The sequence below is a fragment of the Chryseobacterium sp. B21-037 genome, from assembly GCF_028570785.1.
In the GTDB taxonomy this organism is placed as follows: Bacteria; Bacteroidota; Bacteroidia; order Flavobacteriales; family Weeksellaceae; genus Chryseobacterium; species Chryseobacterium proteolyticum.
Genome location: NZ_JALGCB010000001.1, coordinates 1,112,996 through 1,130,542, shown reverse-complemented (window position 1 = coordinate 1,130,542; position 17,547 = coordinate 1,112,996). Strand labels below are relative to the sequence as shown.

Sequence of the window (17,547 nt, the reverse complement as noted above, 5' to 3'; positions counted from 1 at the left end):
TTAACATAATGCTTAATATATTTAAAATATAATCAAAAATTTTCTTAAAAAATTTTGTTTTCTGTTGTAAATTTTTTATTAGCTTTGACATTCCACAATCAAACAAATATTTTATGAAAAAACAATTAACTCTGATTGGAGTGCTTTTTATGACGGGCATTTCTTTCGCTCAGACCGATCGTCTCTGGTCTCAAAGTTCACAGAAAACATCTGCAAATGTTTTCGAGAATAAAACGAACATCAATAATCCAAAAGTCTATACACTGGACATAGATGGTTTGAAAAACGCGCTTTCAAGAGCTCCCAAAAGACTGGCTGCCGGCGAAAAATCACAAGTCATTATTTCTTTTCCTAATTCTGACGGGAAAATGGAAAACTTTAAAGTAAAAGAAAATTCAAATTTTGATCCACAACTGGCAGCCCGGTATCCGGACATTAAATCTTACGTTGGTGAGGGTCTTGGAGATTCTAATTCCACAGTTTATTTCAGTATTTCGCCCTTAGGGTTATCCTCGATGGAAATTTATGGTGATAAATCGGCTGTGTTCATCGAGCCTTACACCAAAGATCTTTCAACGTATGTGGTTTATAAAAAATCAGACAAAAAAGACAATCTTAACAAATTTGAATGTACTGTTATTGATGTTGCCCAAAAAGGGATTGATAATACCAGTCTCGCTGCAAGACCTAACGCTGATGATGCCAAGCTGAGAACTTTCAGATTAGCACTTTCATGCACGGGAGAATACACTACTTATTTTGGGGGAACAAAAGCCAATGCTTTAGCTGCAATGAACAATACAATGACCCGCGTAAATGGTGTTTTTGAAAAAGATTTCGCAGCAAGAATGGTTTTAATTTCTAACAATGATGCTGTAATTTACACTAATGCTTCTACGGATCCTTACTCTCCTTCAAGCAGTATGAATAACTGGAATTCGCAACTTCAAAATACCCTAACTTCTGTGATTGGCGAGGCTAATTACGACATCGGACACCTTTTCGGGGCTACCGGAGGTGGTGGAAATGCCGGATGTATCGGATGTGTTTGTACAAACGGCTCGAAAGGAAGCGGCTACACCTCCCCTGCTGATGCAATTCCTTCAGGAGATAATTTTGATATTGATTATGTAGCGCATGAGATGGGGCATCAGTTCGGAGGAAACCATACATTCTCTATGAGCAATGAAGGAACCGGAGCTAATATGGAACCTGGTTCAGGATCTACCATCATGGGATATGCAGGAATTACGTCTCAGGATGTACAACCCCATTCTGATGCATTTTTCCATGCAATAAGCATCCAGCAGATCACTAATAATATTAAAGCTAAAACATGTCCTGTAAGTACAGCAACAGGAAATGCAATTCCAACCGCTAATGCAGGATCTGATTACACTATTCCTAAAGGCACACCATTTATGTTAACAGGAACCGGTACGGATTCAAACGGAGATTCCTTAACCTATATATGGGAACAAATGGACAATGCTTCTTCGTCACAGACAGGAGCAAGCTCTGCAGCCAGCGCAACAAAAGCATCCGGACCTACTTTCAGATCATGGACTCCAACAACTTCTCCAACCAGATATTTTCCAAGGATGGCTTCTATCCTTGCCGGTGCTACCACAACCGCAGGTTCAGAAATTACTGTAGAAGCTTTATCTAATGTAGCAAGAACACTGAACTTCAGATTTACAGTTCGTGATAACAGAGCCGGAGGTTCAGGAAACAATTCTGATGATGCAGTGATTACGGTAAATTCTACAGCAGGACCATTTGTGGTTTCGTCCCAAAATTCAGCAACGACATATACAGGAGGAACTTCCCAAACTGTAACATGGGATGTAGCAGGAACTACAGGAAATAATGTAAATGCTGCTAATGTAGATATTCTTTGGTCAACTGACAGTGGAAATACCTGGACTACATTATTGGCCGGAACACCTAATGATGGAAGCCAGGCTGTTACCATACCTAATGCCTCTACGACAACAGGGAGAATTATGGTAAAAGGTTCCAATCATGTATTCTTTGATGTAAATAACGCTAACATCACGGTAAATGCAGGTTCAGGAGGAACTGATACTGTAGCGCCTACAGCACCTACTCTTGCTGCTTCCGGTACTACTGCAACCACAACCAATTTATCATGGAGCGGAGCTACGGATAATGTAGGGGTTACCGGATATGATGTGTACCAGGGTGCTTCATTAATAGGATCTACCGCTTCTACTTCTTATACAGTAACAAGCTTAAGTCCATCTACCACTTACAGCTTTACCGTTAAAGCAAAAGACGCCGCAGGAAACACTTCAGCAGCCAGTAATTCCGTAAGTGTAACAACTCTTGCAGGAAGCACGGTAACTTATTGTTCAGCAAGTGCAAACAATACTGCTGACGAAAGAATAGGAAACGTGAAGTTTGGAACAATCAACAACACTTCTACGGGAACTGCAGGATACGAAAATTTCACATCTGTTTCCACTAATGTTACAAGAGGAACTGCCTATACAATTTCTATTACTCCGGTATGGACTTCAACCGTATACAGTGAAGCGTACGCAGTATATATTGACTACAATCAAAACGGAGTCTTTACGGATAGCGGCGAATTGGTATGGACCAAATCAGGATCTACTACAACACCGGTAACGGGAAGTATAACGATTCCGGCTTCTGCTGCACTTGGCTCTACAAGAATGAGAGTAATGATGCAGTACAGCTCTATCCCATCATCATCTTGCGGAACTTATACGTATGGACAAGTTGAGGATTACACGGTAAATATCGGATCAACATCTAAAGGAGACATATTAGGTGGCAATAATATGCTTACAGATATCAAACTTTATCCTAATCCGGTAAAAAATATCCTTAATGTTTCCAATACAACATCTGAAGAATATAAAATCTTCGATATGACAGGAAAATTAATCAATTCAGGAAAACTCGAAAGAGGATCTGTTAATGTAAATAATCTCGTAAAAGGAGCTTATATGATACAAATTGGTGAAATTTCAAGGAGATTCATTAAAGATTAATAATATTAAATCAGGATTAAATGAAAAAGCTACCTCACCAGAGGTAGTTTTTTTATTTGTTGATTTAGAAAAAAATTAATCATTTATTTTGTTTTAATTTATTTTATTCATTTTTTATTAAAAAATTAACTATTATTCAATTCGTAAATGAAAATAATAATTAATACCTAGTAAAAATATGAATTAAGTACGTTTTTCGTAATATTATTTTCGTTAGCTTTGGTATTCCACAATTAAACAATATTTTATATGAAAAAACAGTTATCCATGATTGGGGTGCTTTTAATTTCGGGCATCTCTTTCGCGCAGACCGATCGTCTCTGGTCTCAAACTTCACCAAAGACAGCATCGCAGGTTTTTGAGAACAAAACCGGCATTACTGATCCAAAAGTGTACTCACTAAATCTTGATGCACTCAAAAGCGTCCTTTCAAAAGCTCCAAAAAGATTGTCTGCGGGAGAACCATCAGAAATTATTATTTCTTTTCCTAATTCAGAAGGAAAAATGGAAAATTTTAAAGTAAGGGAAAACTCAAACTTTGATCCTCTTTTAGCTGCAAAATATCCGGATATTAAATCGTATGTTGGACAGGGAGCAGAAGATAAAAGTTCGACTGTGTATTTCAGTATTTCTCCTTTGGGGCTTTCTTCTATGGAAATTTACGGTGACCGCTCTGCTGTTTTTATTGAGCCTTACACGAAGGATCTTTCTACGTATGTAATTTATAGGAAGTCTGATAAAAAGGATGCACTTAATAAATTTGAATGTAAAGTGATTGATGTTGCACAGAAAGGGATTGATAAAACAACCGTTGTTGCAAGACCGAATGCTGATGATTCAAAGTTAAGAACCTTTAGATTAGCCCTTTCCTGCACCGGTGAGTATACGTCTTATTTTGGAGGAACTAAAGCAAACGCCCTGGCTGCTATGAATAACACAATGACCCGTGTAAACGGAGTGTTTGAAAAAGATTTTGCTGCCAGAATGGTCCTTATCTCAAATAATGATGATGTCATTTACACCAATTCATCCACCGATCCTTATTCCCCTTCATCACAGCTTGATAATTGGAATTATGAACTTATGCAAACCTTAAATTCAACAATTGGTGATGCCAATTTTGATATAGGACATTTATTCGGAAAAGATGGTGGTGGTGGTAATGCAGGTTGTATAGGCTGTATTTGTAGCAATGATAAGACTTTAGATTCTGATGGTTCACCTGAGAATTACAAGGGAAGCGGATACACCTCACCGGCAGACGGAGTTCCTTCAGGAGATAGTTTTGATATAGATTATGTAGCTCATGAGATGGGACATCAGTTTGGAGGTAATCATACATGGTCTTATCAGACCCAAACCGGATTGCAACCTGTAGAACCGGGATCCGGATCTACCATTATGGGCTATGCAGGGATTACAAGTTATGATGTGCAAGCTCATTCGGACGCTTTATTCCATGCTTTAAGCATTCAGCAGATTACGGACAATATTAAAGCCGCAACCTGCTCTGTAAATACAGCTACAGGAAATTCCATCCCAACAGCCAATGCAGGTCTTGATTACACTATTCCTAAAGGCACACCCTTTATGTTGACAGGAACCGGTACGGATGCTGACGGAGATACATTAACTTACATCTGGGAGCAAATGGATAAGGGAACTTCTTCACAAACAGGATCCAGTTCTGCAGCCAGTGCTACAAAAACTGCTGGTCCTACATTCAGATCATGGACACCAACTGCCTCTCCTACCAGGTATTTCCCAAGAATGGCTTCTATCCTTGCAGGTGCTACAACTACCTCAGGATCGGAAATCACAGTAGAAGCATTATCTAATGTGGCAAGAAAACTGAATTTCAGATTTACGGTTCGTGATAACAGAGCCGGTGGATCAGGAAATAATTCCGATGATGCTATAATTACAGTAAACTCTACCGCTGGTCCATTTAAGGTGAGTTCTCAAAATTCTGCCGTAACTTATGCCGGGGGAAGCTCTCAAATCATAACATGGGACGTTGCAGGAACTACAGGAAATAATGTAAATGCGGCTAATGTGGATATATTATGGTCAACCAATAGTGGAACTACCTGGACTACTTTGCTGGCGGGAACTCCAAATGATGGTACCCAGGCAGTAACAATTCCTAATGCTGCAACAACAACAGGAAGAATTATGGTAAAAGGAAGCAATCACATTTTCTTTGATGTGAACAATGCCAATATAAAGGTAACTGCATCTTCAGCCAAACAAAAAGACATCACTAAAGACCTGATCACCGAGGTGAAGCTCTTCCCTAACCCGGTAAAAAATATCTTAAATGTTTCAAACGCTACTTCAGAAGAATATAAAATTTTTGATATGGGCGGGAAACTAATTAATTCAGGAAAACTTGAAAGAGGAGCTATTAATGTAAGTGGCCTTATTAAGGGAGTTTATTTACTTCAGACTGGAGAAACAACAAAAAGGTTTATTAAAGAATAATTATCTTGATAACAATGATCTTAAGGCTGCTCTTTTTAGAGCGGCCTTTTTTTATTCAATTCATCTTATAGAAAAGTAATAAATTCTAAAATTAAAAACTAAAAAAGTAAATAATTCATTAATTATTGATTTTTAAAATAATTTATTCTTTTGTTATAGTTTTTTAATTTAAATTTATCGAATCATTGTACCGCCTGCCATCGGGTATTCGGGTCGAAGATGCTATTAGTAAGCATTGCCTGATTCATATCACTTTGCATTCCATTACTTTGGATAAAGTCTTAATAAGGGCCTTATTTTACATCCAAAGTGAACCAATAAATTTATTCCGAAGATGACCGCCAATATTCACTAGATGAATATTAATGAAAAAGATATGCCTCCTGACACTAACTTAATTATAAATAAAAAACTAATTATTATGAAACATTTACTGAAGTATTTACTTTTTTTATCCGTTATTTTTTTCTCGACTGCTTGTAGTTCGGACAGGGATGATGAAATTGATAACACAAACGGAGTTACCCACGTATTTTATAAGACCGCTGATGAATTTGCATTAACTTATGATACCGCGGGACTGGTTAACCAGGATATCCGGAATCAGGCTTTCGAATTATACAAACAGGGAAAATGGAGTGAACTGGAAGCTCTTTTTAAAGCCAATAATCTAAATGGAGGCTGGCCCCCTGCCAATGGAGGATATAATATAGTTGATAATGTTCCCTTTCAGGTCGGGCAAAAGTTTGACCGGTACAGCGGAGCGATTAATTATAATGGAAGCGGAATTCCTACGTTAGGAGGCAGTTTTACAAGTCCTATTATAAACGGGTATGTGTATACTTTCTCTCAAAGAGCATTAAATCAACCTGAAAACACCTATGATTTTTATTATGAGATCGATGTTCTGAATAATTCATTACCTTTCACTTCTCAAACAGCTGATGTAATTCCCTGGTTTAATCAGGTAGGTGGCGGAAAACAAACGATGTGGAAAATCCCTATAGATCCGGCAACCGGCTATCAGAAAACCTGGAATAAGCTGGCGGAGGAAGGATATGTGAAAATAACCATAAAAAAAAGTCCAAGCGGTCATTACAACAATTTAGTAGGTACAGTGATTCAATAAAAGACAGATCCTGATGTATTCAATATCAAAAAAAATAAGAATTGGCAGAAAAGCTCTCGTAGCAAAAACAGTTTTTACCAATGGTGAAATTATCCCATCTGCAATCACAACATTTGCCTGTTGTGACTGCGGTTATGAAAATAAACTCGAAATTATCCCTTATCAATCAGGGTTCCCGATCCTTCAGATTTATCAGAGTGACAAAGTCCTTTCGAAAAATGAATTAACAGATAATGGTATTGTTGCTCCCACCCTCCCTAGCATGTTGCATTTTGGAGAATTAACGGTTTCTAATTTACCTACCTTATACTTTGGTACGGACTGTCCATCCTGCCACTCCTCTTATATCTGTGTTTTCAGTTATGGTGAAAAACAACCGGGAGCAACGGTCTTACATATTTCCGGGGTCTGGAAATTTGAAAAAATGGAGTAATCTGTTTTTAATCATCATTTTGATAATTTCGCATGGTTACTAATGAACATGATTATCTGCAAAATCCGCCAGAGGATCATGAAGTAGATTACAGAGAAGTAGGCTATATTCTACCGTTTTTAGGTACATTTTGCGTTGTACATTTTACCATTAGCAAATCGTTTTCTATCTTTGCTTTAAATAAAAAAATTCATGGATAAAATTGATAGTCTGAACCAAGTAGCAGAATTCCATACTACTTTTAAAGCCCCTATTTTAGAAACACCACAAATTCCTTCTTCTGAAAGATGTAATCTTAGAGTTGAACTGTTACAGGAAGAATTAAACGAATTAAAACAAGCAATCGCAGATAATGACATCGTTGAAATTGCAGATGCTTTATGTGATTTACAATACGTTTTGAGTGGTGCTGTTTTAGAATTTGGTCTTGGCAACAAATTTGTAGAGCTTTTCAACGAAGTTCAGCGTTCCAATATGTCAAAAGCATGTGACAATGAGGAGCAGGCAAATGAAACTGTTGAATTCTATAAAGAAAAAGAAGTAGAATCTTTTTATGAAAAATCAGGAGAAAAATTCAACGTTTACAGAAAAACCGATCACAAAGTTCTGAAAAACAAATACTATTCTCCTGCTGATTTGAAAACGATCATCGAGAAATAAAATATGAAAAAATTTATTACAAATACTGTTGCTATTTCAGGATTGTTCCTGGCTACCCAGCAGCTCAGTGCTCAGAAAGTGGTTGTAAACCGTGAGGTAGAAACCCAGAATGATGGCAAAATGCTTTTGGGTAACCAGTTAAAAGAACAGTTTTTAAAGGCACCTTATGCAGATTGGTATGTGAAAGAGCATGATGAATATGCTTTAGATCAGAAGGCCATTGCAGACTTGAAAAAAGCTAAAATAAGTTCTTATCACATTATTGTTTTCATGGGAACCTGGTGTGAGGATAGCCACAGGGACTTTCCGAGACTGATGAGAATTCTGGAAGAAGTAAATTTTCCGGATAACAGGCTGACCATTATTGCAGTCAATCGCAAAAAGGAATCTCCATCAGGAGAAGAAGGTATTTATAATATCCAGAAAGTTCCGACTATTATTGTTGAAAAATATGATAAAGAAATCGGAAGAATTATTGAAATGCCCAAAACCGGTTATGTAGAAAGGGATCTGGTAGAAATTCTGAAAAAAGATGACAAATCGGTACTTAAAGAAATATTTAAAAAGTAAATATTGAAAAATAATAAGCTTATATTATCTTTTGTAGCAGGAATTCTTGTGATGCTTTTCCTGTTTTTCGGTCTTAAGTCCTGTTTTAATTTTGGAGGCAAAACGGAAAAATCGGATTATTATATTCTGACGAACCAGATTTCCAAAATGAATAAAATGGTGGTTTTGGAACAGAATATTTCCAGCATGCAGAAAACCAAAATGGGTTATGAAGTATTCGGAAACGAAGTATCCAGTAACAGTATAATCACCTATACCAAGACCAATGCCCAGGTTTCCTACGATCTTAATAAAATGAAGATAGAGGTGGATTCGATCAATAAAAAACTGGTTATTACTCAGCTGCCTAATGCCGATATCCGAATTACTCCAAGTGTGGAAATACAGTCGCTTGACGATTCTTTCTTTAACAGGATTTCTGAAAAAGACATTAAAAATGTAACCAACAAAGCAAAAGAAACAGCTATTAAAGCTATTGATGAAAATAAACTACGAAATGAAGGACGTAAGCAATTGATGGAAAATCTTAATAATATTTTTGTTTTGGCAAAGGCTTTGAATTATACCATTGAAGACAAAACAGGTCAACTCGGTATTTTAGAACTTTAAAATCTAAGCTATGAATTCAAAAGATAATGCTAAAAAAAAGGAATCTGCCAATGCTGCAGAATCGAAAAAACAAAACCAGGATTTCCCGGATATTCCTGCATCATCTAAGAAAACCAATCCACCGGATATCGATAAAGAGGATATTGAAAAATCTTCGAAGAATAAGTCCGGAAAAACAGATAATACCCGTCGGTAAAATAATGAAAGGTCTGCTTCAGAAGAAGCAGACCTTTTCAATATAAAAAAAATAAAATCAAACTCTTAGTTATCACTATACAATAGTGGATTTTCCGATCTTGATATTCTCAAAATTGTAATATGATTTTTCGGAAAACCTGATATAATCTGCAATGAAGTCCCCTACTTCGCTTGTAGAATAAGATTGCTTCGCATTAAGATCTACGGTTACATATTTGTTTTCAATGGCATGTTCTACCGATTCTCTCAATTTATCTGCTGCCTGATTCAATTTCAGGTGATCCAACATCATTGCCGTACTCAATATTGAGGCTACAGGATTAGCAATACCTTTGCCTTTTGCCTGCGGATAAGACCCGTGAATAGGCTCAAATAGTGCATTTTCATTTCCTATAGATGCGGAAGGCAGAAGTCCTATGGAACCGCCGATTACACTCGCTTCATCAGAAATGATGTCTCCAAACATATTCTCCGTTACGATAACATCAAATTGTTTAGGATTAAGGATCAGCTGCATCGCAGCATTATCTACAAACATAAAATCCAACTGAACTTCAGGATATTCCTGGGCGATTTCCTTACAGATCTTTCTCCACAATCTTGAAGTGTCCAGAACATTAGCTTTATCAATAAGCGTTAATTTCTTTTTACGTTTTTGGGCTTCCTGAAATGCCATATGGACAATAGGTATAATATCTTCCCTGCTGTATTTACAAACATCATAGGCATAAGATCCTTCTTCATCGGTAAATTTTTCACCAAAATAGATCCCACTCACCAATTCCCTAAAAATCTGAATATCCGCTCCTTCAATGATTTCTCTTTTCAAAGGACTTTTCTCAATCAATGAAGAATAGGTTTTTAACGGCCTGATATTGGCAAAAAGCCCTAATTCCTTACGAAGCTTCAGCAATCCCTGTTCAGGCCTTACTTTTGCGTCGGGATTATTATCAAAAGCAGGGTCGCCTATCGCTCCAAAAAGCACGGCATCTGATTCTTTACAAATGTCCAGTGTTTGTTCAGGCAACGGATCTCCTGTCTGAAAAATTGCTTCCGCTCCCATCAATCCATAGGTAAACTGGAAATTGTACTGGAACACTTCACCAATTACTTTAAGGATTTTCACACTCTCACTGACCACCTCAGGACCAATTCCGTCTCCGGGAAGTACAGCTATTTTGAAATAATTATTGTTCATATACTTTTTGTGTTTTTAATTCAAACTCTTTTATGGCTTCTTTTTTACTGATCAGAAAATCAATGTCGTCATATCCGTTAAGCAAACATATTTTCTTATAAGAATCCAATTCAAAATATTCTGTTTTACCATTAAAACTTATAGTTTGCTGTTCAACGTCTATGGTAATTTCCTTTTCAGGATTTTCTGTAATGTCCGTTAAGATTTCCTGTAAGAATACATCAGAAACCTTTACAGGCAACAAACCGTTATTCAAAGCATTTCCTTTGAAAATATCCGCAAAATAACTGGATACAATCACTTTAAACCCATAATCGGTTAAAGACCAGGCAGCATGCTCACGGCTACTCCCACAACCAAAGTTATTACCGGCTACTAAAATCTCACCGCGGTACTGGGGTTTATTTAAAATGAAATCAGCATTTGGCTGATTGGTATGAACATCATATCTCCAATCTCTGAACAGATTATCTCCAAACCCTTTTTTGTCTATACTCTTCAGAAACCTTGCCGGAATGATCTGATCAGTATCTATATTCTCTACAGGCAAAGGAATTGCACTTGATTTTATTATAGTTAGCTTTTGCATTGCTTTAGTTTACTAGATTACAATATGTTTTGGTTAAAAGCTGCTTTATTTAAAATGTATGAGAAATCAGTTCAAACAAAAGCAGCCATTTTTAACATCCTCTATTTGTATGTCTTATTATTAATTTAAATTTTCAAAAATATTGATTCTGCCTTCTATGGCGACTTTAGCAGCAGTCAACGGACTTGCCAGAATAGTTCTGGCTCCCTGTCCCTGTCTGCCTTCAAAATTTCTGTTGGAGGTCGAAACGCAATATTCACCTTCAGGAATCTTATCATCATTCATGGCCAGACAGGCTGAACATCCGGGCTGCCTGATCTGAAAACCGGCATCATTGAATATTTTATCAAGGCCTTCTTCATAGATCTGCTTTACGACAAGCTGGGATCCGGGAACAATAAGCGCTTTAACATTTTGAGATTTATTCTTTCCCTTAATATATTGCGCTGCAGAGCGAAAATCTTCAATCCTTGCATTCGTACAGCTTCCAATAAATACATAATTTACCTTAATATCAGAAGGAGACTGACCGGCTTTTAATCCCATGTATTGCAACGCCTTTTCCTCGGATTCATTTTGTGGAACAGGAATAATCTCATCCAAAGAGATACCCATTCCCGGGTTTGTTCCATAGGTAATCATAGGTTTTATTTCTGATGCATCGAAACTAAATTCAGCGTCAAATGTGGCATCTTCGTCCGTTTTCAGACTCTTCCAATAGGCAAGCTTTTCTTCCCACTCCTCTCCTTTTGGTGCAAAAGGTTTTCCTTTTACATAGGCAAAAGTCGTTTCATCAGGAGCAATCATTCCTCCTCTGGCTCCCATTTCAATACTCATATTGCACACCGTCATTCTTCCTTCCATCGACATTTCCTCAAAAACAGACCCCGCATATTCACAGAAATACCCGGTTCCTCCATTAGTTCCTACTTTAGAAATAATGTACAGGATAACATCCTTGGGCTGAACATCTTTTTTAAGCTTTCCATTAACCGTAATCCTCATTGATTTCGGTTTATTGAGCAATAAACACTGGCTCGCAAAAACCTGTGCTACCTGGCTGGTTCCGATACCAAAAGCTATTGTTCCGAAAGCTCCGTGTGTAGAAGTATGACTATCTCCGCATACAATGCTCATTCCCGGCTGCGTGATCCCCAGTTCCGGTGCAATAATGTGGACAATTCCCTGATAGGGATGCCCAAGACCATACAGTTCGATATTATTTTTGGTACAGTTTTCAGTAAGTTGTTGTACCTGGTTTCTTGAAGACTCATCGCGGATAGGCTGCTCCTGATTTAAAGTCGGTACATTGTGATCTGCTGTAGCTACAATCTGATCAGGCCTGAATATTTCAAGATTTCTTGATTCCAGTTCAGCGAAAGCCTGAGGACTTGTTACTTCATGAATAAGATGTTTATCGATATAAATAATTTGCGGTCCGTCAGGAATTGTTTCCACCACATGAGCATCCCAGACCTTATCAAAAAGTGTTTTCTTATTATTGTTCATTTTTTTGTTTGATTTTATTGAGAAATGATGTGAAATGCCTAACTGATTTTTCTCGTTAATGCATTCATCATCAGGCTAAGATCATCATTATCCACTTCTTTTTTAGCATCTGCAATTTTTAAAAACTCCCCATACAAAAAGTCCAGCTCATTTTTGGTAACATCAAAGCCGATATGCTTAAAACGGTATGCAAGAGCAGAACGTCCGCTTCTTGCTGTAAGAATAATCGAAGATTCGGTTACTCCCACATCTTCAGGATTCATGATCTCATAAGTTTCCCTGTTCTTGATCACACCATCCTGGTGGATGCCCGAACTGTGGGCAAACGCATTGGCTCCTATGATCGCTTTATTAGGCTGAACAGGCATTCCCATAAGGTCTGATACCAAAGAACTCATTGTATTCAACATTCTGGAATTAACATCTGTATGAAGTCTAAGGTCTTTATGTTGCTTCAGAATCATGACGACTTCTTCCAAAGCCGTATTTCCTGCTCTCTCTCCCAATCCGTTGATCGTACATTCAATTTGTCTTGCCCCGTTCATTACTCCTGCAATGGAATTAGCAGTTGCCAATCCCAAATCATTATGGCAATGGCATGAAAGGATTGCTTTATCAATGCCTTTTACGTTTTCTTTTAGATATTTAATTTTCTGTCCATATTCCTCCGGCAGGCAATATCCTGTGGTGTCAGGAATGTTTAAAACGGTTGCCCCGGCTTTTATTACAGCTTCACAAACCCTGGCAAGGTATTCATTATCAGTTCTTCCTGCATCCTCTGCATAAAATTCAACATCTTCCACAAAGCTTTTAGCATATTTTACAGCATCCACTGCCCGTTCAATAATGTCTTCTCTCGTAGAGTTGAATTTATATTTAATATGTGAGTCTGAAGTTCCTATTCCTGTATGGATTCTGGGGCGTTTTGCATATTGCAATGCTTCGGCAGCCACTTCGATATCTTTTTTATTGGCCCTGGTCAGTCCGCAAACTTTTGCATTTCGTACCAACTTGGAAATTTCAGAAACGGAATGAAAATCTCCCGGACTTGATACCGGAAAACCGGCTTCTATTACATCAATCCCTAGCTTATCAAGCCTTTCGGCGATAATTAATTTTTGTTCTGTGTTTAACTTACATCCCGGAACCTGTTCCCCATCACGCAAAGTGGTATCAAAAATTTCAATTTTTTCGGAATTCATAATGAAGTTTTTACTTAATTTTGATCCAAAACTAAGGCTTGCATATTTTTTACATTTTCAATTTTAATGAAAATTACAATATTCAAATAATGAAAAACTAAACGTAAGTATAATAAAATCAATAATTTAAATTATTAAATTTTACAATGGCAGAATTGCAGAAAGACTTCTTATTTGTACTCATTAAATCATTAACCACTTCTGAGAAACGGCAATTTAAGCTTTATGTTAATCGTTTAGGAATTAATGTAGATGCTAAATTTCTACTACTTTTCTCTGAGCTTGACAAAATGACTGAGTATAACGAGTCTGTCATCATAGAGAAGAAAATTTCTACCAAGCAGCAGCTTTCTAACCTGAAAGCGCATCTCTATAAGCAAATCTTAGTAAGCCTTCGTATGAACCCGAGCCATCAAAATTACAGGATTCAGCTTCGGGAGCAACTTGATTTTGCCAATATCCTGTATCAGAAAGGACTATACAAGCAGGCTTTAAAAATATTGGATAAAACGAAGCAATCTGCCCTGGAACTGGATGAAAAAAGCATCGCTTCAGAGATTATTGACCTTGAGAAGGTAATTGAATCCCAATTTATTACACGAAGTATAGACGGAAGGGCCGAAGAACTGATAAGAGAGTCTAAAGAAATAAGCAAACAAAACCAATACACAACTGAACTTTCCAATCTTTCATTGAAGTTATACAGTGAAATGCTCACCCATGGGTATGTGAAAAACGATGCGGACAGGCAAGAGATACTGGAAATCTTCAATTCTCAGATTAAAAATATAAAACCTTCACGTTTAAATTTTACCGAAAAACTTTGGTATTATAAAGCGCATGTCTGGAAAAATCAGCTATTGCAGGATTACAAATACACGTTGAAATATGCCTATCAGTGGGTTGAGCTGTTTCATCAAAAACCCGAAATGATTTTTAGTCATCCGGTGTGGTATATCAAAGGCAATACTTATTTACTGAAGATCCTTTTCCTTTATGGTAATATCGATATTTTAGAAAAACAATTTGAAAATTTCACTAAAACGGTTTCTTCACCTGGATTTGCCCAAAATGAGAATTTACAGGCTCTTACATTCCTTACATACTCCAATACTTTAATGAATATCCATTTCGTAAAAGGAGAGTTTTTCAGTGGAACGAAGCTTATTCCAGAAATAGAAATGAAGATGGAAAAGCTCCGGGATAAAATTGATGAGCACCATTTTATGATTCTGTATCTTAAGATGGCAGCTATGTTTTTTGGAAGCAAGAAGTATAATGAATCGATGCGCTACTCTATGAAGATCATCGAGTCAAAAGGCAACGTACAGGAAGATCTTTTATTTCATACGAGGATTCTGATCCTTATGTCCAAGCATGAATCCGGAAATGACGAAGATTACGATGAGTTTATTAAAGCTACTTTAAAGTTCGCTTTAAAGATGAAAAAGCCGGAAGAATTTCATTTTGAAAGCATCGATTTTTTTAAAAATCTCAATAACCTTGTTTTGGATGAAAGACAAAAAGCATTTGAAGCATTTGACCGGAAACTGGATCAATATGAAAACAATGAATATTACAGACGTTCACTCTTTTATATAGATATCCATGGCTGGATACAGTCAAAAGTTCAGCATGTGGATGTAATTGAAATTATAAAGAAAAAAGTGAAGTATAAAAGACTGAAATAATAAAGAACACCAGATGGTAACGGACTCTTAAAGCCAACATCTGGTGTTTATTTTAAAGCTTTTTTATAAAATCCAGAGCATTTTTATGGCTTATTTTTTCCATTAGCTCAACGGAATAATTTTCGGAAATCTTTTTATTAATTGCTTTATATGCGGTAGCATTCTCGAACTCCTGAAAGAATATGGGAAGCTTTGACGGATCCGGATAGTTTTTGCAGTAGTAAAAATCTGCACCAAAAGCAATTGAATTTTCTCCACCAAGATCAAGCCCATATTGAAGATGTTCATATAGCTTGTAAGGATCAGTTTCATCAACACAATTCCTGATAAAGTTAAGTCCGATAAGACCTTTTCTCCTAATCACTTCTTTTGCCAGTTCATCAGGAAGATTCCTCTTTTTATCATAGATAGTGCGGTAATTGGAATGGCTTGCCAGGATAGGAATATGATAGTTTCTCTGATCGATATAATTAAGAATATCATAGGCCAGCTGATCGCTTGTATGGGAAAGATCAATGGCAATTTTTCGGTCCGAAATATAATCCAGAACTACTTTTCCGTCTTCTTTTAATCCTGTCCCTGAATTATTTCCGCCCCCAAATCGGTTTTCTGTATGATGCGTAAGTCCTATATAAAGGACTTTCTGCGTGTTATTGATAATAGCTTCCAGGTTTTTAAAACCTGTTTCGAGGTCAGAATCCTCTTCACAAAATGAGGATGCATTTTCTATGGAAGCAAGTACTCCTGCCCGATCCTTATTTTCGTGTGCTTCATAATTTGAAGGATCAAACAGGAAGAAATCATCAGTATTCAATAAATCAGCGAATACCTCACTTTGCCTGATTCCTTCGGCCGTACTGTTCATAGCTGTAGCCGTGTAAATGGCCATTACCTGTAATTTTACATTTCCTTCTCTTAAATAGGGCAATGAACACCCCAACTCCCTGTCATCTGGTTTTGAATTTTTTCTTAGCAGATAATACAATAAATCACAGTGTAAATCAAAATTCATTTCATTCATTATATTTTATCTTTATTTATGTCGAGTTCTTTATTAATCCACTTAATATCACTATTTTCAAATACTTTTAAGAGTTCCGGAACAAAATCTCCGAATTTCTTATATTTTTTTCTGTTAGCATTGTATTCCTTTATCTTTCTTTCTAACTGAGGGAGAAAAATAAAATGATTTTTCAGATGATAGGCCTCTAGTTTTTTAGCACGTTCAAGATCATTCTGTATAATGGCTGTTTCAATTTCCCCCAACCTTACCAGATGTTCTACCACGCAAGTCTGATAATCGGCAACGCCACCTGTTTTTGTCATGATTTCTTTTAAGTTTGATTTTTCAAACAAATCCTTAAACATATTGAGCTTATCCTTATTCTGATAGACTTCCTTATTTATAAATGCATGACCAAACTCATGAATAGTTAAAAACCTCGCCTGAAACTGGTTGTTATATCCACATTCCCCTTCTTTTGCCACTCTCATAAAAGGGCTTGCAACTTCATAAATACTTTTCTTTCCTCCCGAATGTTGTATATCAGTACCAATGCCACGACCTTCATTATCTTCTATTGGCCACATCATCATTGGTGAAATGAAAACAGTATAGCTGCCAAATCTTTCTCCATAGTAATGTTCCATTGCTGAAACAAAATTCGCGGGAATCTGTTGGTAATATTCTTTAATTCCACCTTCATAGAATGTTTTATTCTCTGAAAAGAAATCCCCAATTTTTTCCTGTATATAAAATTGCTGCAATTCTGAGATGTAGTTTTTAATAAGGAATGTTATTTCATCATTTTGTACTTTGGTCAGCGTATTTTTTTCAAATAAATAGTCATCATTCCAGCCTTTTAATGGAAATTCTTTATGTGATAAAAGCGGTTTCATGATTGCGTCATTTCCAATGCCATATTTACTGAGTAGCGTATCATTAATCTTTGCAGTAAGATGAGCGATTTTAGAATTTTTCAGATGCCCATATTTTTCCAATGCTCTTTTTACAATAGGCTGGTAGGTTGAGCACTCTTTAATCTTGAATAATTCAAAATCTTTATTGATCTTCCTATGCTCAGCTGAAAGGATCTCAGCTAAAAAATAAGTATCTATATTTTTGCTGTAAGAAACCTGAAATTTTGGGGCTTTTTTTTGTGAAAAAGAGAATGTGAAAAATAAAACAGTAAATACCGTTAATAGGTTTTTCATTATTTTGAATTATTTAT

General features: G+C 36.6%; 15 protein-coding genes. 9 read left to right on the top strand and 6 right to left on the bottom strand.

The window, feature by feature from the left end:
- Positions 1-113: 113 nt before the first annotated feature.
- The 8 genes from MTQ00_RS04815 to MTQ00_RS04780 all read left to right on the top strand — a co-directional run bounded on the left by MTQ00_RS04815 (position 114) and on the right by MTQ00_RS04780 (position 9,125).
- On the top strand, positions 114-3,044 hold the full coding sequence (locus MTQ00_RS04815; protein ID WP_273647932.1) for a reprolysin-like metallopeptidase: 2,931 nt from the start codon (positions 114-116) through the stop codon (positions 3,042-3,044).
- Positions 3,045-3,293: 249 nt separating this feature from the next.
- On the top strand, positions 3,294-5,528 hold the full coding sequence (locus tag MTQ00_RS04810; protein WP_273647931.1) for a reprolysin-like metallopeptidase: 2,235 nt from the start codon (positions 3,294-3,296) through the stop codon (positions 5,526-5,528).
- A gap of 421 nt (positions 5,529-5,949) precedes the next feature.
- Positions 5,950-6,657: a glycohydrolase toxin TNT-related protein gene (locus tag MTQ00_RS04805; RefSeq protein WP_273647930.1), complete on the top strand. Its 708-nt coding sequence runs from the start codon at positions 5,950-5,952 to the stop codon at positions 6,655-6,657.
- Between the two features lie 13 nt (positions 6,658-6,670).
- Positions 6,671-7,090, top strand: coding sequence for a hypothetical protein (locus MTQ00_RS04800; protein WP_273647929.1), 420 nt, complete (start codon positions 6,671-6,673; stop codon positions 7,088-7,090).
- A 192-nt stretch (positions 7,091-7,282) separates the two neighbouring features.
- Positions 7,283-7,750, top strand: a complete 468-nt coding sequence (locus MTQ00_RS04795; protein ID WP_273647928.1) for a nucleoside triphosphate pyrophosphohydrolase family protein — start codon at positions 7,283-7,285, stop codon at positions 7,748-7,750.
- Between the two features lie 3 nt (positions 7,751-7,753).
- Positions 7,754-8,320: a thioredoxin gene (locus MTQ00_RS04790; RefSeq protein WP_273647927.1), complete on the top strand. Its 567-nt coding sequence runs from the start codon at positions 7,754-7,756 to the stop codon at positions 8,318-8,320.
- 3 nt (positions 8,321-8,323) lie between these two features.
- Positions 8,324-8,929 carry a DUF4230 domain-containing protein gene (locus tag MTQ00_RS04785; RefSeq protein ID WP_172282971.1) on the top strand — a complete coding sequence of 202 codons (606 nt, stop codon included), beginning with the start codon at positions 8,324-8,326 and terminating at the stop codon, positions 8,927-8,929.
- 10 nt (positions 8,930-8,939) lie between these two features.
- Positions 8,940-9,125, top strand: coding sequence for a hypothetical protein (locus MTQ00_RS04780; protein ID WP_172282973.1), 186 nt, complete (start codon positions 8,940-8,942; stop codon positions 9,123-9,125).
- 75 nt (positions 9,126-9,200) lie between these two features.
- Here the strand turns inward: MTQ00_RS04780 and leuB are convergent, their stop codons facing one another.
- From leuB to MTQ00_RS04760, 4 genes are all read right to left on the bottom strand, one after another.
- The gene (leuB, locus tag MTQ00_RS04775; protein ID WP_172282975.1) at positions 9,201-10,325 is read right to left on the bottom strand and encodes a 3-isopropylmalate dehydrogenase; all 1,125 of its coding nucleotides are present in this window, start codon (positions 10,323-10,325) and stop codon (positions 9,201-9,203) included.
- Complete coding sequence (leuD, locus tag MTQ00_RS04770) at positions 10,315-10,914, bottom strand: 3-isopropylmalate dehydratase small subunit (protein WP_172282977.1); 600 nt, start codon at positions 10,912-10,914, stop codon at positions 10,315-10,317. Before leuD ends, leuB begins: the two co-directional genes overlap by 11 nt.
- A gap of 120 nt (positions 10,915-11,034) precedes the next feature.
- Positions 11,035-12,423 carry a 3-isopropylmalate dehydratase large subunit gene (leuC, locus tag MTQ00_RS04765; protein ID WP_273647926.1) on the bottom strand — a complete coding sequence of 463 codons (1,389 nt, stop codon included), beginning with the start codon at positions 12,421-12,423 and terminating at the stop codon, positions 11,035-11,037.
- A gap of 38 nt (positions 12,424-12,461) precedes the next feature.
- On the bottom strand, positions 12,462-13,625 hold the full coding sequence (locus MTQ00_RS04760; protein WP_273647925.1) for a 2-isopropylmalate synthase: 1,164 nt from the start codon (positions 13,623-13,625) through the stop codon (positions 12,462-12,464).
- Between the two features lie 146 nt (positions 13,626-13,771).
- Between MTQ00_RS04760 and MTQ00_RS04755 the strand changes: the two genes are divergently transcribed.
- Positions 13,772-15,316, top strand: coding sequence for a hypothetical protein (locus tag MTQ00_RS04755; protein ID WP_273647924.1), 1,545 nt, complete (start codon positions 13,772-13,774; stop codon positions 15,314-15,316).
- A 52-nt stretch (positions 15,317-15,368) separates the two neighbouring features.
- Here MTQ00_RS04755 and MTQ00_RS04750 read toward each other — a convergent pair whose 3' ends face one another.
- Together MTQ00_RS04750 and MTQ00_RS04745 are read right to left on the bottom strand one after the other, a co-directional pair.
- Complete coding sequence (locus tag MTQ00_RS04750) at positions 15,369-16,328, bottom strand: dipeptidase (RefSeq protein ID WP_273647923.1); 960 nt, start codon at positions 16,326-16,328, stop codon at positions 15,369-15,371.
- A gap of 8 nt (positions 16,329-16,336) precedes the next feature.
- Entirely contained in the window at positions 16,337-17,530 is a 1,194-nt protein-coding gene (locus MTQ00_RS04745; RefSeq protein WP_273647922.1) for a DUF4932 domain-containing protein, read from the bottom strand.
- Positions 17,531-17,547: the final 17 nt, after the last annotated feature.